We start from the raw sequence: 18,364 nt of genomic DNA on the forward strand, positions 1-18,364 counted from the left end.
ATAAGTTAAGGTGGAGAGGTAGAACATGTTAGAATTTGATAGCAAAATACAATTCAAAAAAAAAGAAAATGATGTTCTAACTTTAGGAGAAATTCTAATTGATATGATATCAGTAGATTATGATGATAACTTTGAATGTGATACTTATCAAAGATATTTTGGAGGTTCTCCAGCTAATATTGCAATAAACGTTAAAAACCTTGGTATTAATTCCGCAGTTAGTTCTGCAGTAGGTAATGACGGATTTGGAAACTTTTTAATAAATAGTTTATTAAAAAATGGGGTAGATATTGAAAGTGTGCAAAATGTTAATTATGCGACAAGTCTCGTAATGGTGACAAAAAGCAAGTCAACACCCACTCCAATATTTTATAGAAGTGCTGATTATCATTTACAGTACACAACAAAGCTAGAGAAAACGTTACTAAAGTCTAGGATAATTCATTTTTCATGTTGGCCAATATCAAGGGAGCCTGCTAGAAGTACAATTGAAAAAGTAATAGAAGTGGCAAAAGTGAATCAAGTTTTGGTTGGGTTCGACCCCAATTTTCATCCTATGATATGGAGTGAAGGAGAGGATGGCATAGATTATGTTAAAGCCATAATAAAAAACGTTGATGTAGTCAAGCCATCAGAAGATGATGCTGAAAGACTATTTGGAAAAGATACACCGGAAAACCAACTGAAGAAATTTTTGCAACTCGGTGCGAACTTAGTGATTCTGACATTAGGAAAGAATGGGGCGATTGTTTCTAATGGTAAAGAGACTATTCGATTCAACACTTTAGCCAAAGAAGTTGTTGATACTACGGGAGCAGGAGATGCATTTTGGTCTGGATTTTATACTGGATTAATAAAAGGTCATACAATTAGGGAATCTTTAGCTTTAGGTTTCGGTGTTAGTGCGTTTAAATTGAAATATACAGGGGCAGTTATCAACTTACCTAAAATAGAAAGAATTAAAACTATTTATAATTTGCAGGAGGGATTGGAGAAAAATGGCAGTTAAAAATCAAGTGCAACTTATTACATACCCTGACTCATTAGGAGGTAATCTATATACTTTAAATGAAGTAATGAAAAAACACTTTTCAGATGTTTTTAAGGGAGGAATTCACATTTTGCCACCTTTTCCATCATCTGGAGATCGAGGGTTTGCACCATTGACTTATCTAGAAATTGAACCCGCATTTGGAACTTGGAAGGATATTAGTAAGATAGGTGAAGAATTTGATGTATTGTTGGATTTGATGGTGAACCATATATCAAAACAATCAGAATATTTCAGAGATTTTCTAGCTAAAGGCAGAAAATCTGAGTATGCTGACTTATTTATTACTTTAGAAAAAATGTGGGAAGATGGAAAACCAAAACAAGAAGATATTGATAAGATGTTTCTCCGCAGAAAAAAGCCCTATTCTACATTAATAATTGAAGAAACTGGTGAAGAAGAAACCGTATGGACAACATTTGGAAAGACTGATCCGTCAGAGCAAATTGATTTAGATATAAACTCTGAGGATGTGAAAGAACTTTTTATAGAGTTTTTTAAGAATTTTAAAAAACATAATGTGAAAATAGTAAGGCTTGATGCGGTTGGATATGTTGTAAAAAAACTTGGAACAAGCTGTTTTTTTGTAGAACCTGAAATTTATGAGTTTTTAAATTGGATTCATGAGACAGCCAATTATTATGATATCGAAATTCTTCCAGAAGTTCATTCACATTATACCATCCAATATAAACTTGCCGAGCATGGATTTTGGATTTATGACTTTATATTACCGTTCAGAATCTTATCTGCGTTAACCAATAAATCAAGTGGAGAATTACTTGAGTATTTGCGGGTTCGGCCTCACAAACAATTTACTATGCTCGATTGTCATGATGGTATTCCTGTCAAGCCAGATTTAGATGATTTAATAGATACGGAGGAAGCAAAGGAAGTAGTGGATGTTTGTGTCGACAGAGGGGCAAATCTCAGTCATATATTATCTGAAGAACATAAGAGTTCAGATGGTTTTGATGTGCATCAGATACGTTGTTCGTACTACTCCGTTCTAAATAGTGATGATGATGCATATATAGCTGCAAGAGCAATACAATTTTTCACACCTGGAATTCCTCAAGTTTACTATGTTGGTTTATTGGCAGGTGAAAATGATCATCAGAGGGTATTAGAAACTGGGGAAGGTAGAGAAATTAACCGTCATAACTTTACACTAAGTGAAATTGAACAATCACTTAAAAAGGAAGTTGTTCAAAGGTTAATTCAACTTACTAAGTTTCGTAATGAATACGATGCGTTTAATGGTAATTTTGATGTAATTAATTCAAGTGCTAGAGAAGTGAAACTTCGGTGGCAACTAAATGACAGAATGTGTGAACTGTTTGTGGATTTAAATACAAATAAAACAGTTATAGAATATATCGATCAAGAAGGAAAAGTGGCAAAGTATATTGTATAGTAACACTTTCCAAATTAATACCACATTTATGCAACTAATGTTGTTTTGACCTTTAGCTTAGAATTTTAACTTAACATTTTTAAGAATCACATTTATTTTTTGAATTTTATGTCAACCGGTTGACATTAATATGTCAATCGGTTAACATACAAATTAGGAAGCGTTTTCATAACAAAAAAGGGGGTAATTTGATATGAAGTTCAAAATGGCAGTATGTAGTTTATTGTTAGTATGTTTAGTTTTATTATTTTCAGCATGTTCAAGTTCTGAAGACAGTAATACCACTACAAGCGAGAATGGTAAAACTAATAGAGATGAAGATGTAAAACTTACATTCTATACAGTTAATGACAATAATACGTTCTCAGAAATAATAAAAGCATATGAGGAGGTGAAACCTGAAGTAGAAGTTGAAATGATTAATGCGCAAGCAGGCTTGGATTATATACAAAAATATGAAGCACTACAAGCATCGGGCAATGCTCCTACCTTAGCAATGCTAGAGCCTGCTACTATTTTGAAATATAAAGATAGCTTTCTAGATTTAGAAACTGAGAAAGAGAAGTATCAAAATCTAACTCTCTCAGGAACTGTTGAACGAAATCTCTTTGAAGGTAAATTCTTGGGAGTTCCTTTTACAACACAAGGATATGGACTTCTATTTAATACAAGAGTGGTAGAAGAGGCTATTGGTGGTAAGTTTGATCCCGAATCTATTAATACACAGGAAGCTTTAGCAGGTTTGTTTGAAAAAATTAAAGCTTCCGGAACAACACCTGTAATCATTCACGGAGCTAATTGGTCACTTGGTTCGCATTATATGGGCTTGAATTATGCTTTACAATCAAAGAGCAACGAAGATAACCTTAACTATATTGAAGGACTTAAGAATGGAGAAGTAGATTTATCAAACGATAATGTCTTGAATGGTTTAATCGATACTTTTGATATATTAAAGGAATATAATTTGCGATATGATGACCCGCTAGTAGCTAATATTGAACATGATGGTATTGATTTTGCTAGGGGAAATGCGGCATTTTATTTTATGGGAGATTGGGCATGGGCGAACATTCAGCCTGTGGAAGGACATGACAAAGAGTATGGAATAATTCCAGTTCCTATAAGTAATGATCCTTCTCAATACGGTAATAACGAAATTCCAGTTTCAGAACCATTCTTATTTTCTATTGATAATACTAAATCATCTCCAGAACAACAGCAAGCTGCTAAGGATTTTATTGAGTTTATGGTAACCAGTGAAGAGGGGCAAAGTGCATTTGTTAATTTACAAAGAATCACGATGCCGTACAAAGATGTGAAAGTGGAAAGTGATAATCTTTTATCACCAGCAATTCAAAAATATGCTGAAGAGGGTAATACGATTAACATAGGAATTATGAAGTACCTTCCTGGAGACCACTATGCCGAAATAGGTTCCGTTATGCAAAAGTACTTAACAGACAATATAGATAGGCAGGGATTCATTGAAGAGTTTGGAGATTATTGGCAGTCCAAAGGTGAATAAGTATATAAATTGATTGGAGGATAAATTTTATGAAATTGAAACGTATTGTTATCTTATTATCAATAGTATTACTATCTATGTTAGTTGCTTGTTCAAGCAATAGTTCAACATCTGAAAATGATTCAAATAATAACTCAAACAGTGGTGACAATTCAAACAGTAACGAAGAGCAAAGTGAAGATGTGAAAATTACTTTCTTCAATACTTCAGCGGAGGTAAACGAGGTATTTGAAAATTTATTTGATAAATATCATGAATTAAATTCAAATGTTACAGTTGAGTTAATACCTACACCAATTGGTGGAGCGCAAATAGAGAAATTCCAGTCTTTATTAGCATCGGGTACACCAGCGACTATTGCTAACTTAGATGCTGGAGCAATATTGCAATATAAGGATAAATTCTTAGATTTAGAGTCAGATCGTGAAAAATATGAGCAATTGACTAAGCCAGGTACAATAGATCGTGTATTGCTAGATGGTAAATTCTTGGGAGTGCCTTGGACTTCACAAGGGTATGGTCTACTTTATAACAAACGAGCAGTGGAGGATGCGACTGGCGAATCATTTGATCCAGCATCGATAAGAAAACGTGATGATTTAGCAACGTTGTTTGAAAAAATTGATGCTGCTGGAACAGCACCTGTAGTGATTCATGGGGCAGACTGGTCATTAGGTTCTCATTATACGGGTTTGGGCTATGCATTGCAGTCTCAAGACGTTGATGAAAATCTTGCATTTGTTGAGGACTTGAAAAATGGAGAAGCTGATTTATCACAGAATAAGCAATTTAATGGTTTAATGGATACTTTTGATTTACTAAAGAAATATAACCTTAGAAAAGATGATCCTCTCGTGTCTGACTATAACTTAGATAGTACAGCCTTTGCAAAAGGTGAGGCAGCATTCTATTTTATGGGTGATTGGACTTGGGCAGTAATAGGACAACTTGAGGGTAGAGATGATGAATTTGGTGTTATTCCAGTTCCAATTAGTAATAACCCAGAGGATTATGGTAATAGTCAGATAGCTTTTAGTGAACCTAAATTATTTGCCATTGATGATACAGAGTCTACAGAGGCTCAGCAAAAAGCAGCAAAAGACTTAATTGAGTGGATGCTAACAAGTGAAGAAGGACAAATGGCAATCATAACTGATATGGGCTTAAATATGCCATATGAAAATTTATTAGCTGAAAGCCCTAACATTATTTCACATAGTGTTGATGAGTATGTTAACAAGGGTGATGTTATTAACATTAGTGTAATGAACTATTTTCAACCTGATTGGTGGTCAAAAGTAGGTGCATCCATGCAAAAGTACTTATCAAATAATATAGAACGTGAAGAATTATACAATGAGTTTGAAGACTACTGGGAATCTTCTAAATAATATATAAAATCAAAATGTGGAAAAGACTTCTTTTCCACATTTTGTTAAAGGAGTAACTGTATGAGACAAAACAAAAAACTCAAAAACATTGGAATCTTTCTGTTGTTTGGGGGACCAACATTAATTATTTTTTCAGCTGTTATCGTTATTCCATTTATTTTTGGTCTATATCTAACGTTTACAAATTGGAGTGTTGCAACAGGAGATAGCACCTTTGTTGGATTGAGTAATTACTTCGAAGTATTTACTGATAAAGATTTTCTTACCTCATTCTGGTTTACAATAAAATATGTTATTGCTTGTTTAATATTTGCCAATCTTATTGCTTTTTTTATAGCCCTGGCACTTACAAGTAAAATAAACGGCCAGGGATTACTTAGAACGGGCTTTTTTACTCCAAATTTAATTGGAGGAATAGTTTTAGGTTACTTATGGCAAACTCTATTTTCTCAGGTATTGCCATATTTGGGGGATCAATATGGCTGGGGTATTTTTGAGAAATCTTGGTTAGGAGATCCAGATAAAGCATTTTGGGCGCTTGTCGTTGCTTCAGTTTGGCAACTAGTAGGTTACCTAGTCATTATATATATGGCAGGTTTCGCAAGCGTACCTAAAGAGGTAATAGAAGCTTCCAGTATTGATGGAGCAAATTATTTTCAAATTCTAAGAAAGATTATATTACCACTTACCATTCCATCCATTATAATTTGTTTTTTCTTAACGATTACCCGTGCATTTTTAGCATATGATATTAATTTATCATTGACTGATGGTGGTCCATATAATTCTACTGAAATGGTCTCTTATCATATCGTTCAAAAAGCATTTTTATCTAACGATTATGGTGCAGGACAGGCGCAAGCAATTGTTCTTTTCATGGCAGTAGCTCTTATTGCAATTACTCAGACATATATACTTAAAAAACGGGAGGTAGAGGCTTGATGGTTAAAAACAGTAACAGCCTTCTAGCAATTTCTAAGTCGATTGCTTTATACATCACACTTTTTATTTTTTTAGTCCCTTTTATCATAGTAGTAATGAACTCATTTAAGGCGACACAACACTTTATTGAAAGTCCGTTTTCATTACCTAAATCATTAAATTTTTCAAATTATGTTGATGCTTTTCAAAGTATGAATTTTATGCAAGGTATTTTTAATTCATTGCTACTAACAGTTGGAAGTATAATAGTAATTGTATTTTTTTCTGCAATGACAGCATATTTATTTGCTAGATTTAAATGGAGAATTAACAAGATACTATTTTTCACCATCTTATCGTCAATGGCACTCCCATTCCAAGTATTAATGATTCCACTAGTTATTCTATATGGTGAGATGGATCTGTTGAATATGCGTCCGACATTAATGTTTATGTATGTTGGGTTTGGGTTGCCTTTAGGCGTTTTTACATTTCATGGATTTATTAAAGGGATTCCTTATGAATTAGAAGAAGCAGCATTTATGGAAGGTAGCTCAAGATTGCGAACTTTCTTTGTGGTAGTTTTTCCATTATTAAAACCAGTAATGGTTACATTAATTATATTAGAGGTTCTAATTATTTGGAATGATTATCTTTTGGCTAGTTTAATACTGCAATCGCCTGAGCTTAGAACGTTGCCGTTATCTGTCTTTAACTTTTTCTCATCCTATTCTGTGGATTATGCACCATTGATGGCAGGATTACTTATGGCAATGATTCCTGTATTAATTTTATATTTGGTATTACAAAAACATATAATTCAAGGGATTACAGATGGTGCTTTAAAATAAGTAATATTACTTTGAATTTTATAGTAACTAAGATTACTAGAATTATGCATTTCCATCATCATGATTTCAAAGAAACGAGGAAACTAAATGACTGTAACGATAAAAGATCTTGCTGAGAAGGTAGGTGTTTCTGTTACAACTATTTCAAGAGTATTAAATAACCGTGGATATCTAAGTAATCATCTGAAGGAAAGAGTACAAGAAGCTATAGTTGAACTCAATTATCAACCAAATGAAATAGCAAGATCTTTGTCTAGAAAAAAATCAAATATTATTGGCTTAATCATTCCAGATATATCTCATCCATTCTTTTCTGAGTTAACAAAATATATTGAGTATTATGCATATGAGCACGGGTATAAAGTTCTTCTTTGTAATTCCTTGCTAAATAGAGCCAAGGAAAAAGAGTACATTGATTTATTAAAAGCAAGTCAAGTAGATGGAATTATTATGGGGAGCCAGACAATAAGTGTAGAAGACTTTGAATTAATTAACCTTCCAGTAATTACTATTGACCGAAAGATCTCCGATGAAATTCCTTACATTTGTTCGGATAACTATGAAGGTGGGCGAGTAGCAACTCAATTATTGATTGGAAAAGAGTGTAAAAAAATCGCCCATATCAGTGGTAATTTACAACTAAACCTATTAGCGAAGAAGAGGCATGAAGCGTTTATGGAACAGGTCGTTCAACATGGAGTAGAATATGTAGTAGTAGAAACTGATATCAATGGATTTGATTTAAAGGATTATGAAAGATTGGTCCATAAACTATTCAACGATCATCCTGATATAGATGGAGTATTTGCAAGTAGCGATGTTATTGCAATGCAGGTTGTAAATGAATGTCACAGATTAGGGTTTCAAATACCTAACCAAGTAAAAATAGTAGGATATGATGGCATAGCCCAAGGATATAATCGGAATTATATGATTTCAACGATAGAACAACCTATTAAAGAAATGGGTAAAATCGCAGTTGAAAATTTAATTAAGCAAATATTAGCAAAAAATCCTCCTGCGGAAACTATTTTGCCGATTAAATTATTGGAAAGAGAAACTACTTAATTGTCGTAAAACAATAAGCTTTATTTGGAACCTTAGGGAGGTAAATGACATGAATGTGAAAGAAGTAATTGAGAATGTAATAAGTCACACATGTGGTGATTTTAGACTCGATAGTACTGGGGATAAGCTCATATGTGGTGATTACAATACAGAAGTTAAGGGAATAGTTACTACATTTATGGCTACTGTTGATGTAATTACTCAGGCAATAGATTTAGGAGCAAATTTTATTATCACACATGAACCAACATTTTATACTGGAAATGATGAATTAGATTGGTTATATGAAGACCCTTTATACCTGTCGAAGAAGAAATTAATAGAAAACAACAATATTGCTATATGGCGTTTTCACGATTATATGCATTTAGGTGAAACAGATAAAATCTATGATGGGTTAATCAAGGTATTGAATTGGGATGATAAAGCACCAGATCAAAAGGACAAAGATACAATTACAAACGTTAATAATAATCCATCTCAACTTAATGAAATTATGAAGGATAGGTTATCAATCTATGAAATCGAGGGTGAATCTTTAGCAGAGTTAGCAAGTTTCTTTAAAGATAAATTATCAATGAATACAATACAAATTGTTGGTGATCCAGAAATGAAGTGTCAAAGGGTTGGTATTTTAGTTGGTGGAGGTAGTCTCGGTTTAGGCAGAGAACAAATGCCGATGGAATGGATCCGTGAACACAATGTAGATGTAGTTGTTTGTGGTGAAATATTAGAATGGACACTCTGTGCATATATTAATGATGCAAAAATGCTAGGTCTAAATAAAGGTATGATTGTTCTTGGTCATGAAAGAAGTGAGGAATGGGGTATGAAATACATGCAAGAATGGCTTAAGCCATTGGTTAATGATTGTCCTGTTACCTTTATTGATGCAAAAGAACCATTTATCTACTTATGATAGTATGAGAGATTAGAATTACAGGGGAAGTTATGATGGGCGTAAAAGCTATTATCCCTAATAAAGGAGAGTATGAACAATGGCGATGTTACAGGTCAATTATCATTCAAAAGCCTTACAAAGAGAAGTAATATTTAATGCACTTATCCCATTAGATACTATGGAGATACCGGGAAAACCAACAGTCAATCAAAGACCTATGAAAGCACTTTATTTGTTACATGGATATTCAGGTGGTGTGACTGATTGGATAAGCTTCAGTAAAATTCGTGAGTTGTCAGATAAGTTTCATGTTGCTGTTTTTATGCCTGCAGGAGAAAATCATTTTTATATTGACGATGAGGATAGAAGGGCATTATACGGAGAATATGTAGGAAACGAGTTAGTTAAATATACACGAGAGCTATTTCCATTGTCACACAATAAAGAAGATACGTTTATTGGTGGTTTTTCTATGGGTGGTTATGGTGCGATTCGAAATGGATTAAAATATGCCGGTAACTTTGGAAGAATTATTGCTTTGTCTTCAGCTATAATTACATATAATATACAGAACGCAAGTACCGATTATGATGACGGGATTGCCGATTATAAATATCTAAAAAGTGTCTTCGGTGACCTAACCCAACTTCAGGGTAGCGGTAAAGACCCTGAAGCTTTGTTAAGGAACTTGAAGAAAACCGATACAAGAATACCTGAAATTTATTTAGCATGTGGTACAGAGGATTTCTTATTGGATGTTAACCATAAATTCCGTGATTTCTTAAAGTCTGAACATGTAGAACACACATATTTAGAGTCACCTGGAGGGCATACATGGGATTTTTGGAATGAGTATATAGAAAAAGGTTTAATGTGGGCTATCAAATAGGTTATAGAAATGTCTTTGTAAAGTCTGTTCATGTTGATTGGTTGAAATAGAATGCACTTAGTATAAAAGGATTCCTAATATTTACGCAAGGCAGCTAGCATGCACGCTAATGAAGATGGAACCCACTACAGTAAAAATCAAAACCTTAATATACCGCACTCTACGCACACAGTGTTAAAGATATTACACACTCTCACCATAGGGGCGGCATGATGTAATATCGGCCCCAAACCCTTGATGTATAAGGGTCCATGTAACAAAATGCTAACATCAGATATTAAAAGAGGCTTCTAATTAGTGATCAACTAATTAGAAGTCTTTTTCTATTGCTGTTGTTAGAGATGTGCATAGTATATATAAGAAGCATATGTAGAGAGACATTTTTAAAAACCAATCAAAATGGCTTATAATAAAGCTACAAGTATATGGAGATAAAGGTGGTGTGGAAGTGGCTGTTCGAAAGGAAGATTTATATAAGATGGTGGAATCTTTAAACGATGAGGATAAGAAAGCGGCCTATGACTTTATGGAATTTTTGATTGAGCGATCTAAGAACAAAAAGCCTGAATCATGGCAAAAGATAGATGAGTTAAAAAGTGACAATGATCCTTTAACAGAAGAAGAACTCGAGCAGTTAGAAAGTAAAGACGGATACAATTCAGGGGAGGATACGAAGCGTGAATTCGGACTACAAGTTGATTTACCATAAGTCCGCAGTTAAATTCATAGCTAAATTAGATAAAAACTCACAAGAGAGAATTGTAACTGGATTAAAAGGACTTTTATCCATTCCTCCTGAAGGTGATATTAGAAATCTTAAAGGGCATAGAGGGTTGTATAGATTAAGAATTGGGAGTTACCGTGTGATTTTTAATATTGACCACCAAGAGCAAGTAGTTTTATCGAAGCAATAGGAAATCGTGGAGATATTTATAAATAGTTCTAAACGTGTAACTCTCTAGCTTATTCTAGAGAGTTTTTACTCTTTTACTCTTTTACTCTTTTACTCTTTTACTCTTTTACTCTTTTACTCTTTTACTCTTTTACTCTTTACAACGAGTGAGGACTTCTTCTTCATTCGGGACGGACTTCTGACTGTATTCACAAAAGGATTGGTTAATTATGTTTTGTAATTTTTTGAGATGCATTTCGAACGGGGAATACTATAAAACTCATATTAATCTCATATGGATGCCAATACATTAAAATATACTGTTAAACAAGCAAATTATTGGCTAAACTAGAGTTAAAGTTTTTAGTGATTGGAGTAGCCTTATGGATATTCAAGAACAGCTCAGGTCTGCTTTAAAAGAAATTGATAGATTAAAAAAAGAGAATACGCAATTAAAAAAGGATCTCTATAAAGCAGATGGTCTTAGTAACTCTTACACTCGAACATCTCAACCGAAGACAAAGACTGCTTTTTCTCCTAAGGAAAAAGCGGCTATTTTGCTATTCATGAACCTTTTTCGTGGAAGATCAGACGTGTTTGCAAAAAGGTGGGAATCGAGCACTACTGGCAAATCTGGTTATTCACCTGTATGTGCTAATGAGTGGGATAAAGAGCTTTGTCGAAAACCTAAAATCAAATGTCAGGATTGCTCTAATCAATCATTTCAAACCTTAAGCACCCAAGTTATTTACGAACATTTAAGTGGGAGTAAAACGGTAGGGGTATATCCGTTACTTGAAGATAATACGTGTTATTTTCTGGCTCTCGACTTTGATAAAAAACATTGGCAAGATGATGTACAAGCATTTAGTGAAACTTGTAAAAGATTAGGGCTACCATATCATATCGAACGTTCCAGATCAGGAGAAGGGGCTCATGTATGGTTCTTTTTCGAGAAGGCAATTAGTGCTTCGGCAGCTAGAAAGTTTGGGAGGATTCTATTATCGAAAACAAGTGAAAAACGCTTTGAAGTTGGTATGGATTCCTTTGATAGAATGTTCCCTAATCAAGACATATTACCTAAAGGTGGTTTTGGTAATTTAATTGCCCTCCCATTACAAAAACAAGCAAAAGTGAAAGGTAATAGTGTATTCGTAAACGATTCATTTCAGGAATACGACGATCAATGGCAATATTTATCTACGGTTAAAAAGATATCTGAAAAAGATATCTTACAAATAGTAAAAAAATTCTCTAATGAAGAGAATCCTATTATGGTAAAAGAGCAAGTTGAGAATATTAACATGCCAACAAAAATTACTATCGAATTAAATCAGGGTATTGAAATTCCTAAGGATTTATTACCTAATAATATACTAACTGAGTTACAAAAACTTGCGACATTTGGAAATCCAGAGTTTTTCAAAGCCCAAGCAAAACGTTATTCTACACATCGAATGCCTAGAATGATTGATTGTACACAAATAAATGACAATAAGCTCCTATTACCAAGGGGATTAATAGAAAAAGTAGAGGATATTTTTTCAAAATATAAAATATCTCTTAAAATATTAAACAGACAAAATATGGGAAAAGGAATTGATGCAAAGTTTCACGGTCAGCTCTCTATCCAACAAGAAGATGCTGTTGCAGCCATGGCTAATTATGATAATGGAGTATTGGCGGCAGATACTGGTTTTGGAAAAACAGTGACAACTGCAGCATTAATTAGTAGAAATAAAACCAATACACTCATCATTGTGCATCGAACACAGTTAGTTGAACAATGGAAAGAGCGATTATCCACTTTTCTAAACATCCCAGTAAAAGAAGTTGGCCAAATTGGTGGAGGAAAAAATAAACCAAGCTACAACATAGATATAGCTACTATTCAATCACTTAATCGTAATGGTGAAATCAAACCAGAGTTACATCATTATGGGCAAATTATCGTGGATGAATGTCATCATATTTCTGCTGTTAGCTTTGAGAAGGTATTAAAAGCAGTACGAGCAAAAAAGGTGTATGGGCTAACAGCAACCCCAGTTAGAAAAGACGGTTTGCACCCGATCATATTTATGCAGTGTGGACCAATAAGGTATAAAACCAATAAAAAAATACAAGCGAGTATTCGCTCGTTTAAACAAACACTTGTGCAAAGAGAAACAGAATTAAAAACGAATGAAACGGACATACAAGCTATCTATTCTTTGTTATCTACTAATAAAGAACGAAATGATATGATTTTTAATGATGTTCTACAAGCACTAGATGAAAAGCGATCACCTATAGTGTTAACGGAACGCTTAGATCATATTGATGAGCTCTATGAACTTTTTAAGGGGTTTGCTAAAAATATAATTATTTTAACTGGAGCTATGAAAAAGAAAGATCGAAAACAAAAAATAAAAGAGTTAATTAATTTACCGGATAGTGAGGAGCGATTATTAATTGCGACAGGAAAATATGTCGGAGAAGGGTTTGATGATTCTAGATTAGATACACTCTTTCTAACAATGCCGATCTCATGGAAAGGAACGTTGCAGCAATATGTAGGTCGTCTCCACCGGGACCACCTTAATAAAGATGAAGTAAAAGTGTTTGATTATGTAGACTCAAATGTGGATATTTTACAGAAAATGTTTCAGAAACGGTTAAAGGGATATAAAAATATTGGTTATAGTCTATATGGTGAAAATAAAGAGAAAAGCCAACAAATTCAATTATTCTAGTAAAGCAATAAAATAGGCTTTTTTTATTTGATTTAATTTACTTTTAAAGTTATAGTCAGTTCAATGTTAGAATTCTCCAGTTTTGTATGTTTCAGTTAGAGAGGTGAAACGATGTTCGAACAAATTAATCAAAAGAAGGATTACTTAGATGCCAATCGGCCGTTACCTAATTACACAGTAAAAAGCTTACGTGAAAAGCTATTACTCGAATGGACATACAATACAAATGCGATTGAAGGAAATACGTTAACGATCAATGAAACGAAGGTAGTCCTAGAAGGAATTACTGTTGGTGGTAAAACACTGCGTGAACACTTGGAGGTTATTAATCATCGGGATGCTATCCAATATGTAGAGGAGATTGTACAAAAGGATGAACCTTTGTCGGAGTGGCAAATTAAAAATCTACATCGACTTATTCTAAAAGGAATTGACGATGAGTATGCAGGTGTATATCGTGACCAGCAAGTTTTTATTTCTGGGGCTAAACATATACCCCCAGCTCCCTTCCTTATAAAAGAAGAGATGGAGCAGTTGCTTGGCTGGTATGAAAAAGCAGAAACAAAAAAATTGCATCCGGTTGTTCGTGGAGCTATGCTACACGCTATATTTGTTGGTATTCACCCATTTGTCGATGGAAATGGTAGAACATCACGTTTGTTATTAAATTTAGAACTCATGAAACACGGTTTTCCTCCAATTGTTATTAAAGTAGAAAACCGTATTGCTTATTACGAAGCATTAGATAAAGCACATACAGAAAAAGAATATGATGACTTTATTAAGATAGTTGCAAGTGAAGTAGAAGACTCGTTAAACCTTTATTTGAGTGCAATAAAATAGATACTTAGTAAGCAATAAAGTGGTAAGTATAAGATACACCATTTTATCTCCATGCTAACGTCAATTATATAAAAGAGGCTTCTTATTTGTTGCACGACTAATAAGAAGCCTTATTTTTATGTACCTATTTAAACGTAAGGAATACTAAATTTTACAGGGAATTTTATAAATTTCTTTATTACTGGACCTTAACTAAAAAGCCATTATCCATCTCACAAACAGTTTCACATAGTGCCTCGATGTCTTCGGCGTAATGTGAAGATAGAATAATAGTAATGCCTTCTTCCTTTAATCTTTTGAATAACTGTCGCATCTCTATCACGCCACTTTTATCTAATCCATTCATTGGTTCATCCAGTATAAGTAATCTCGGTTTCTCCATAATCGCTTGTGCTATTGCTAACCGATGCCGCATACCTAACGAATAATTTTTCACCGGCTTTTTTGTAGTAGGATCAAGTCCAACTAATTCAATGGCCTTCTTAATATCTTCATCGTTTATTTTCCTTCTGATGGAGGCAAGCAGTTTTAAGTTTTTATAACCACTTAGACTGTCTATGAATCCTGGTTCTTCAATGATGAGACCGATCTCTTGATTCGTAGTTGGTTTAACTTCTTTTCCTTCAATATGAATCTTTCCTGAGTCTAGCTTCATAAACCCACATATTGTTTTGAATAAAACTGTTTTTCCAGAACCATTTCTACCAATAATTCCGTGAATTTTGCCCTTTTCAAAATTAATAGAAACGTCATTTAAAGCCACTACATCTTTAAATTTCTTTACAGCACCAATTACTTCTACCATATTTTCTGCCATATTAACTCATCCCTCCCTTTAACTCCATATCTTTTTGACAAAAAATCAACACAGAAACGATACTCATCATAATAATAGAGAGCAATAAAACAGAGATAGCATATATAGGTGACGGAAATGATCCACTATCACTCCAACCAGAATAGGATATACTCATCCAACTAACTGGAGAAAAATAATATATTTTAAAACCAAAGATTATATTCCCAATATATAGAACAAAAAAAGAGAGGGCAATAAATACTCCTGCGACAACTACCCCCATCATTTGTTTAAACAAGAGATTAAAGAATAATATAACAACACCAATGAAAACAGCGACAGTAAAAAAGTGAAAGATACTACCAATTGTTGCAGTAATTGGAGCAGTTGATAATAATCCAGGATTAAAGAACACCGTAACGGTTGTTGGTGCGATAGATGGGTCAGAAGCTAGAGATTTAATCAGAATCCCCCAATCTATGGAAAATTGGATATTTGGAATAAGTACAATAATAGATGTAATAAAGGTGAATATTGTAAAAATTGCCGATGCAAATACAATGTATAGAATCTGACCAATAATCCAGTTTCTTCGACCTGTTCGGATCAATACAAATGGGGTGTGTCGATCATTAAATGGCGCATCGCAAAATAAAAGAACCATAAAAAAAGCAAACACTTGCAAGACAGGTGGCGTTATTAAATGAGGAAATACCCACGGACTTACGCCATGTCCTACTTCATCTGAAAAAGTAGATAGACCATAAGAGTGATAAAGCAAGAAAACAAATACTAATACAAAGATTGTATAAATTCTTGGGTTTACGAGCCACTTTTTCATATTTATTTGTGTGCAAAATAATACCATCTTTGCATTAGTCATGTATAATCCTCCTTCTAATATTTCTCACCGATAAATAAGCTAATGGTAACGACAAAACCAACACAGTAATTGCTTTCAACAAGATGGTTGAAAGAGGAGAACCAGCGTCGTATTGACCTTCAATTATGGTAAGTGCTTTTAAGTAAACTGGTATGTTCAGTGTAGTTGTTAGTCTATGAGCGATAAAATAGAATACTACTGGAGCCGCCATAGCAACATATTTATTTGGAATCATGGTGGATACCCAAAAGGCTAATATTGCGAACAATACGGAAGTTAAGGAAATATGGGAAATACGAAATAACAAGTACAATGTAATCTGTCCATCTGTCAAAAAGGGTTGATATGCCTCCACTCCATAGCTATGATCATAGATTGGTAGCCACGCATCCATAGCCAGTACAAAAATACTTAAGCCTACTGCAGTTACCAAGAATGCTGAAAATGCACCTGTAATTATCTTACTAATAGCATAGCGGTTAACACCTGTACGAATGACCCAAAACAAAACGGATTTCTGTTCCCACTCAACAGCAAAAGAAATCGCAAAAGGTAGTAAAGGTAAAGTCCCCATGATTAACATGAGACTTCCGTGAGAGCCAGTTAATCCAAACTCTAGTAGAGCGATCACATCTTGTGGTTCGTCAAGAATCGCTAAAGTCGTGGCAGTAATCGTTATGAAAACTAAAAAACTACTAAATAAAAAGCGGAAAGATAGTACAGCTTGTAGAAAGTTAATTTTTTGCAGATTTAGAAATAGGTTCATTTATTTTACTCGCCTGCCTCTTTTATTTTTTCACCAGATATTGCGTTGATGACAAAATAACTATATTCATCGTATTCTTTTCCCTTGTCATCTGTTTGCTTACTAACAAGTTGAAATACCCATGCAGGAATTAGCTTATAATTTTCTCCATCGACAACGCCAACATAATAAAGATCCTGCTCATAAATAGTTGTTTCGTTTGTTAGTATGGTAGAGGAATAATGTTCAACAATCTTATTTAATGCATCTTTATGATCAATAATATCTTGAGGTTGGCTACTACTTAGAATGTCATATACCCCTGTCGCACTTAGTTGTTGGTCTCCATCCTTATTGTAAATAGCGGTTATAACCGTTTCTGTCGCTTCGTTTACCCCTCGAGCTTCCGTTTGCCAAATAAAATTTGCAAGTGGAATATTGTCAACAGCTTGTCTTAAAAAAAACAAATAAGCCTCGTCTTCCGCCGTCCATTCTGTTTGCGTTTCATCCTCATCTGCTGCTTCCATATATTGAGTAGAGTGGGTGTTCATTGTTTTTTGGTCGAGAGAATAGATAACTTCTGTTTGCAAGTTCTTAATCCCAACAGATGAAAATGTTTCTAGAACGTCTTGCTCTGCCTCGTCATACGGCAAAAAAGATAAGTCATTAAAAGTTTGGTAGTCACTATTCAGGGCATAAGGAGGTGATTGATTAGTCGAAGTAGGATCTAAATTTGCAACAGTTTGATAGTGTTTATTTTCATTTTTTATATATTTAGAGTAATTAAATCCACCGTTCACTCCACTCGACTCACCAAAAGCTTTCCCACCATCGTAAACCAACATATATTCTTTGAATATGTCCCCATCCGTTTCAAATTGCTGGCCTTCGGCATAGGTCCTTTTATTGATTACTTCCGCTTGTAGTAGTTGATTAGCAACATCATCAACATTCAAGTTAATAAAAGCAGCTGTATGTATTCTTGCTGTTTCAATCGAACCTTCCTGATTATTATCAAGCTTGATAACCAAGTTGTTTGGTATATCAGGTGTCTCCGCACTACTTTCACAGGCAATCAGAAATAACAGCAATATTAAGTAATTCAAAAATACTAAAGGTTTCATTTAAAACCCTCCTTGTATAAAGATAACAGGAGGCGTGTTCTCCTGTTTAAATCAATCAAGGTGTCTAAGATCCAATGATGCTTATAACTCACAAAATTATTTTCAGAAAGGGTATGCTGACAAGCAATACTTTTTTTCAACGCCACCATATCCAGAGCGATAGGTTGGGAGACGTTTACCTGAAGTAGAAATATTATTATTTATGTTAGTTGCGTTTGTATAAGAAATTCTCTTAGGTGAAGGAAGTAAATAGGTAGCTAGTCGGAGTAGTAGAATGGCTTAGACTAACGTTTGGACTCGAAGAACTAATTTTTCTAACAAGTATGTAA

The 18,364-nt window shown here is 34.0% G+C and carries 16 protein-coding genes and 1 pseudogene; 13 read left to right on the forward strand and 4 right to left on the reverse strand.

All coding sequences use genetic code 11. The features are described from left to right. The first annotated feature begins 25 nt into the window (after positions 1–25). The 13 genes and pseudogenes from NYQ66_RS13185 (at position 26) to NYQ66_RS13245 (ending at position 14,484) form a co-directional block, all read left to right on the forward strand. Positions 26–1,009 (forward strand): carbohydrate kinase family protein, encoded by a 984-nt coding sequence (locus tag NYQ66_RS13185; protein ID WP_259870130.1) that lies wholly within the window; start codon positions 26–28, stop codon positions 1,007–1,009. Further along, entirely contained in the window at positions 999–2,468 is a 1,470-nt protein-coding gene (gtfA, locus tag NYQ66_RS13190) for a sucrose phosphorylase (RefSeq protein WP_259870131.1), read from the forward strand. Before NYQ66_RS13185 ends, gtfA begins: the two co-directional genes overlap by 11 nt. Before the next feature lie 193 nt (positions 2,469–2,661). After that, positions 2,662–3,996: an ABC transporter substrate-binding protein gene (locus tag NYQ66_RS13195; protein ID WP_259870132.1), complete on the forward strand. Its 1,335-nt coding sequence runs from the start codon at positions 2,662–2,664 to the stop codon at positions 3,994–3,996. A 29-nt stretch (positions 3,997–4,025) separates the two neighbouring features. After that, entirely contained in the window at positions 4,026–5,387 is a 1,362-nt protein-coding gene (locus NYQ66_RS13200; protein WP_259870133.1) for an ABC transporter substrate-binding protein, read from the forward strand. A gap of 60 nt (positions 5,388–5,447) precedes the next feature. Beyond that, a complete protein-coding gene (locus NYQ66_RS13205) occupies positions 5,448–6,329 on the forward strand; it encodes a carbohydrate ABC transporter permease (protein WP_259870134.1) in 882 nt (293 codons plus the stop codon). Beyond that, entirely contained in the window at positions 6,329–7,159 is an 831-nt protein-coding gene (locus NYQ66_RS13210; protein ID WP_259870266.1) for a carbohydrate ABC transporter permease, read from the forward strand. Before NYQ66_RS13205 ends, NYQ66_RS13210 begins: the two co-directional genes overlap by 1 nt. A gap of 87 nt (positions 7,160–7,246) precedes the next feature. Continuing rightward, the gene (locus NYQ66_RS13215; protein ID WP_259870135.1) at positions 7,247–8,227 is read left to right on the forward strand and encodes a LacI family DNA-binding transcriptional regulator; all 981 of its coding nucleotides are present in this window, start codon (positions 7,247–7,249) and stop codon (positions 8,225–8,227) included. Positions 8,228–8,276: 49 nt separating this feature from the next. Then, on the forward strand, positions 8,277–9,146 hold the full coding sequence (locus NYQ66_RS13220) for a Nif3-like dinuclear metal center hexameric protein (protein WP_259870136.1): 870 nt from the start codon (positions 8,277–8,279) through the stop codon (positions 9,144–9,146). Between the two features lie 79 nt (positions 9,147–9,225). Next, positions 9,226–10,017 (forward strand): alpha/beta hydrolase, encoded by a 792-nt coding sequence (locus tag NYQ66_RS13225; protein WP_259870137.1) that lies wholly within the window; start codon positions 9,226–9,228, stop codon positions 10,015–10,017. Positions 10,018–10,465: 448 nt separating this feature from the next. Next, positions 10,466–10,726, forward strand: a complete 261-nt coding sequence (locus tag NYQ66_RS13230) for a hypothetical protein (protein WP_259870138.1) — start codon at positions 10,466–10,468, stop codon at positions 10,724–10,726. Continuing rightward, positions 10,695–10,957 (forward strand): annotated as a pseudogene (locus NYQ66_RS13235) (type II toxin-antitoxin system RelE family toxin). Before NYQ66_RS13230 ends, NYQ66_RS13235 begins: the two are co-directional and overlap by 32 nt. A 335-nt stretch (positions 10,958–11,292) precedes the next feature. Next, positions 11,293–13,641 carry a TOTE conflict system archaeo-eukaryotic primase domain-containing protein gene (locus tag NYQ66_RS13240; protein ID WP_259870139.1) on the forward strand — a complete coding sequence of 783 codons (2,349 nt, stop codon included), beginning with the start codon at positions 11,293–11,295 and terminating at the stop codon, positions 13,639–13,641. 111 nt (positions 13,642–13,752) lie between these two features. After that, positions 13,753–14,484 (forward strand): Fic family protein, encoded by a 732-nt coding sequence (locus NYQ66_RS13245; protein WP_259870140.1) that lies wholly within the window; start codon positions 13,753–13,755, stop codon positions 14,482–14,484. 178 nt (positions 14,485–14,662) lie between these two features. Here NYQ66_RS13245 and NYQ66_RS13250 read toward each other — a convergent pair whose 3' ends face one another. From NYQ66_RS13250 to NYQ66_RS13265, 4 genes are read right to left on the reverse strand one after another with little or no spacing between them, the layout of a single operon-like run. Then, entirely contained in the window at positions 14,663–15,301 is a 639-nt protein-coding gene (locus tag NYQ66_RS13250; protein ID WP_259870141.1) for an ABC transporter ATP-binding protein, read from the reverse strand. 1 nt (position 15,302) lies between these two features. Continuing rightward, positions 15,303–16,166 (reverse strand): hypothetical protein, encoded by an 864-nt coding sequence (locus NYQ66_RS13255; RefSeq protein ID WP_259870142.1) that lies wholly within the window; start codon positions 16,164–16,166, stop codon positions 15,303–15,305. Beyond that, entirely contained in the window at positions 16,159–16,932 is a 774-nt protein-coding gene (locus tag NYQ66_RS13260; RefSeq protein WP_259870143.1) for a hypothetical protein, read from the reverse strand. Before NYQ66_RS13260 ends, NYQ66_RS13255 begins: the two co-directional genes overlap by 8 nt. Before the next feature lie 5 nt (positions 16,933–16,937). Beyond that, the gene (locus tag NYQ66_RS13265) at positions 16,938–18,035 is read right to left on the reverse strand and encodes a hypothetical protein (protein WP_259870144.1); all 1,098 of its coding nucleotides are present in this window, start codon (positions 18,033–18,035) and stop codon (positions 16,938–16,940) included. Between the last annotated feature and the right edge of the window lie 329 nt (positions 18,036–18,364).

This window comes from Aquibacillus koreensis, assembly GCF_025154055.1.
GTDB lineage: Bacteria > Bacillota > Bacilli > Bacillales > Amphibacillaceae > Aquibacillus_C > Aquibacillus_C koreensis.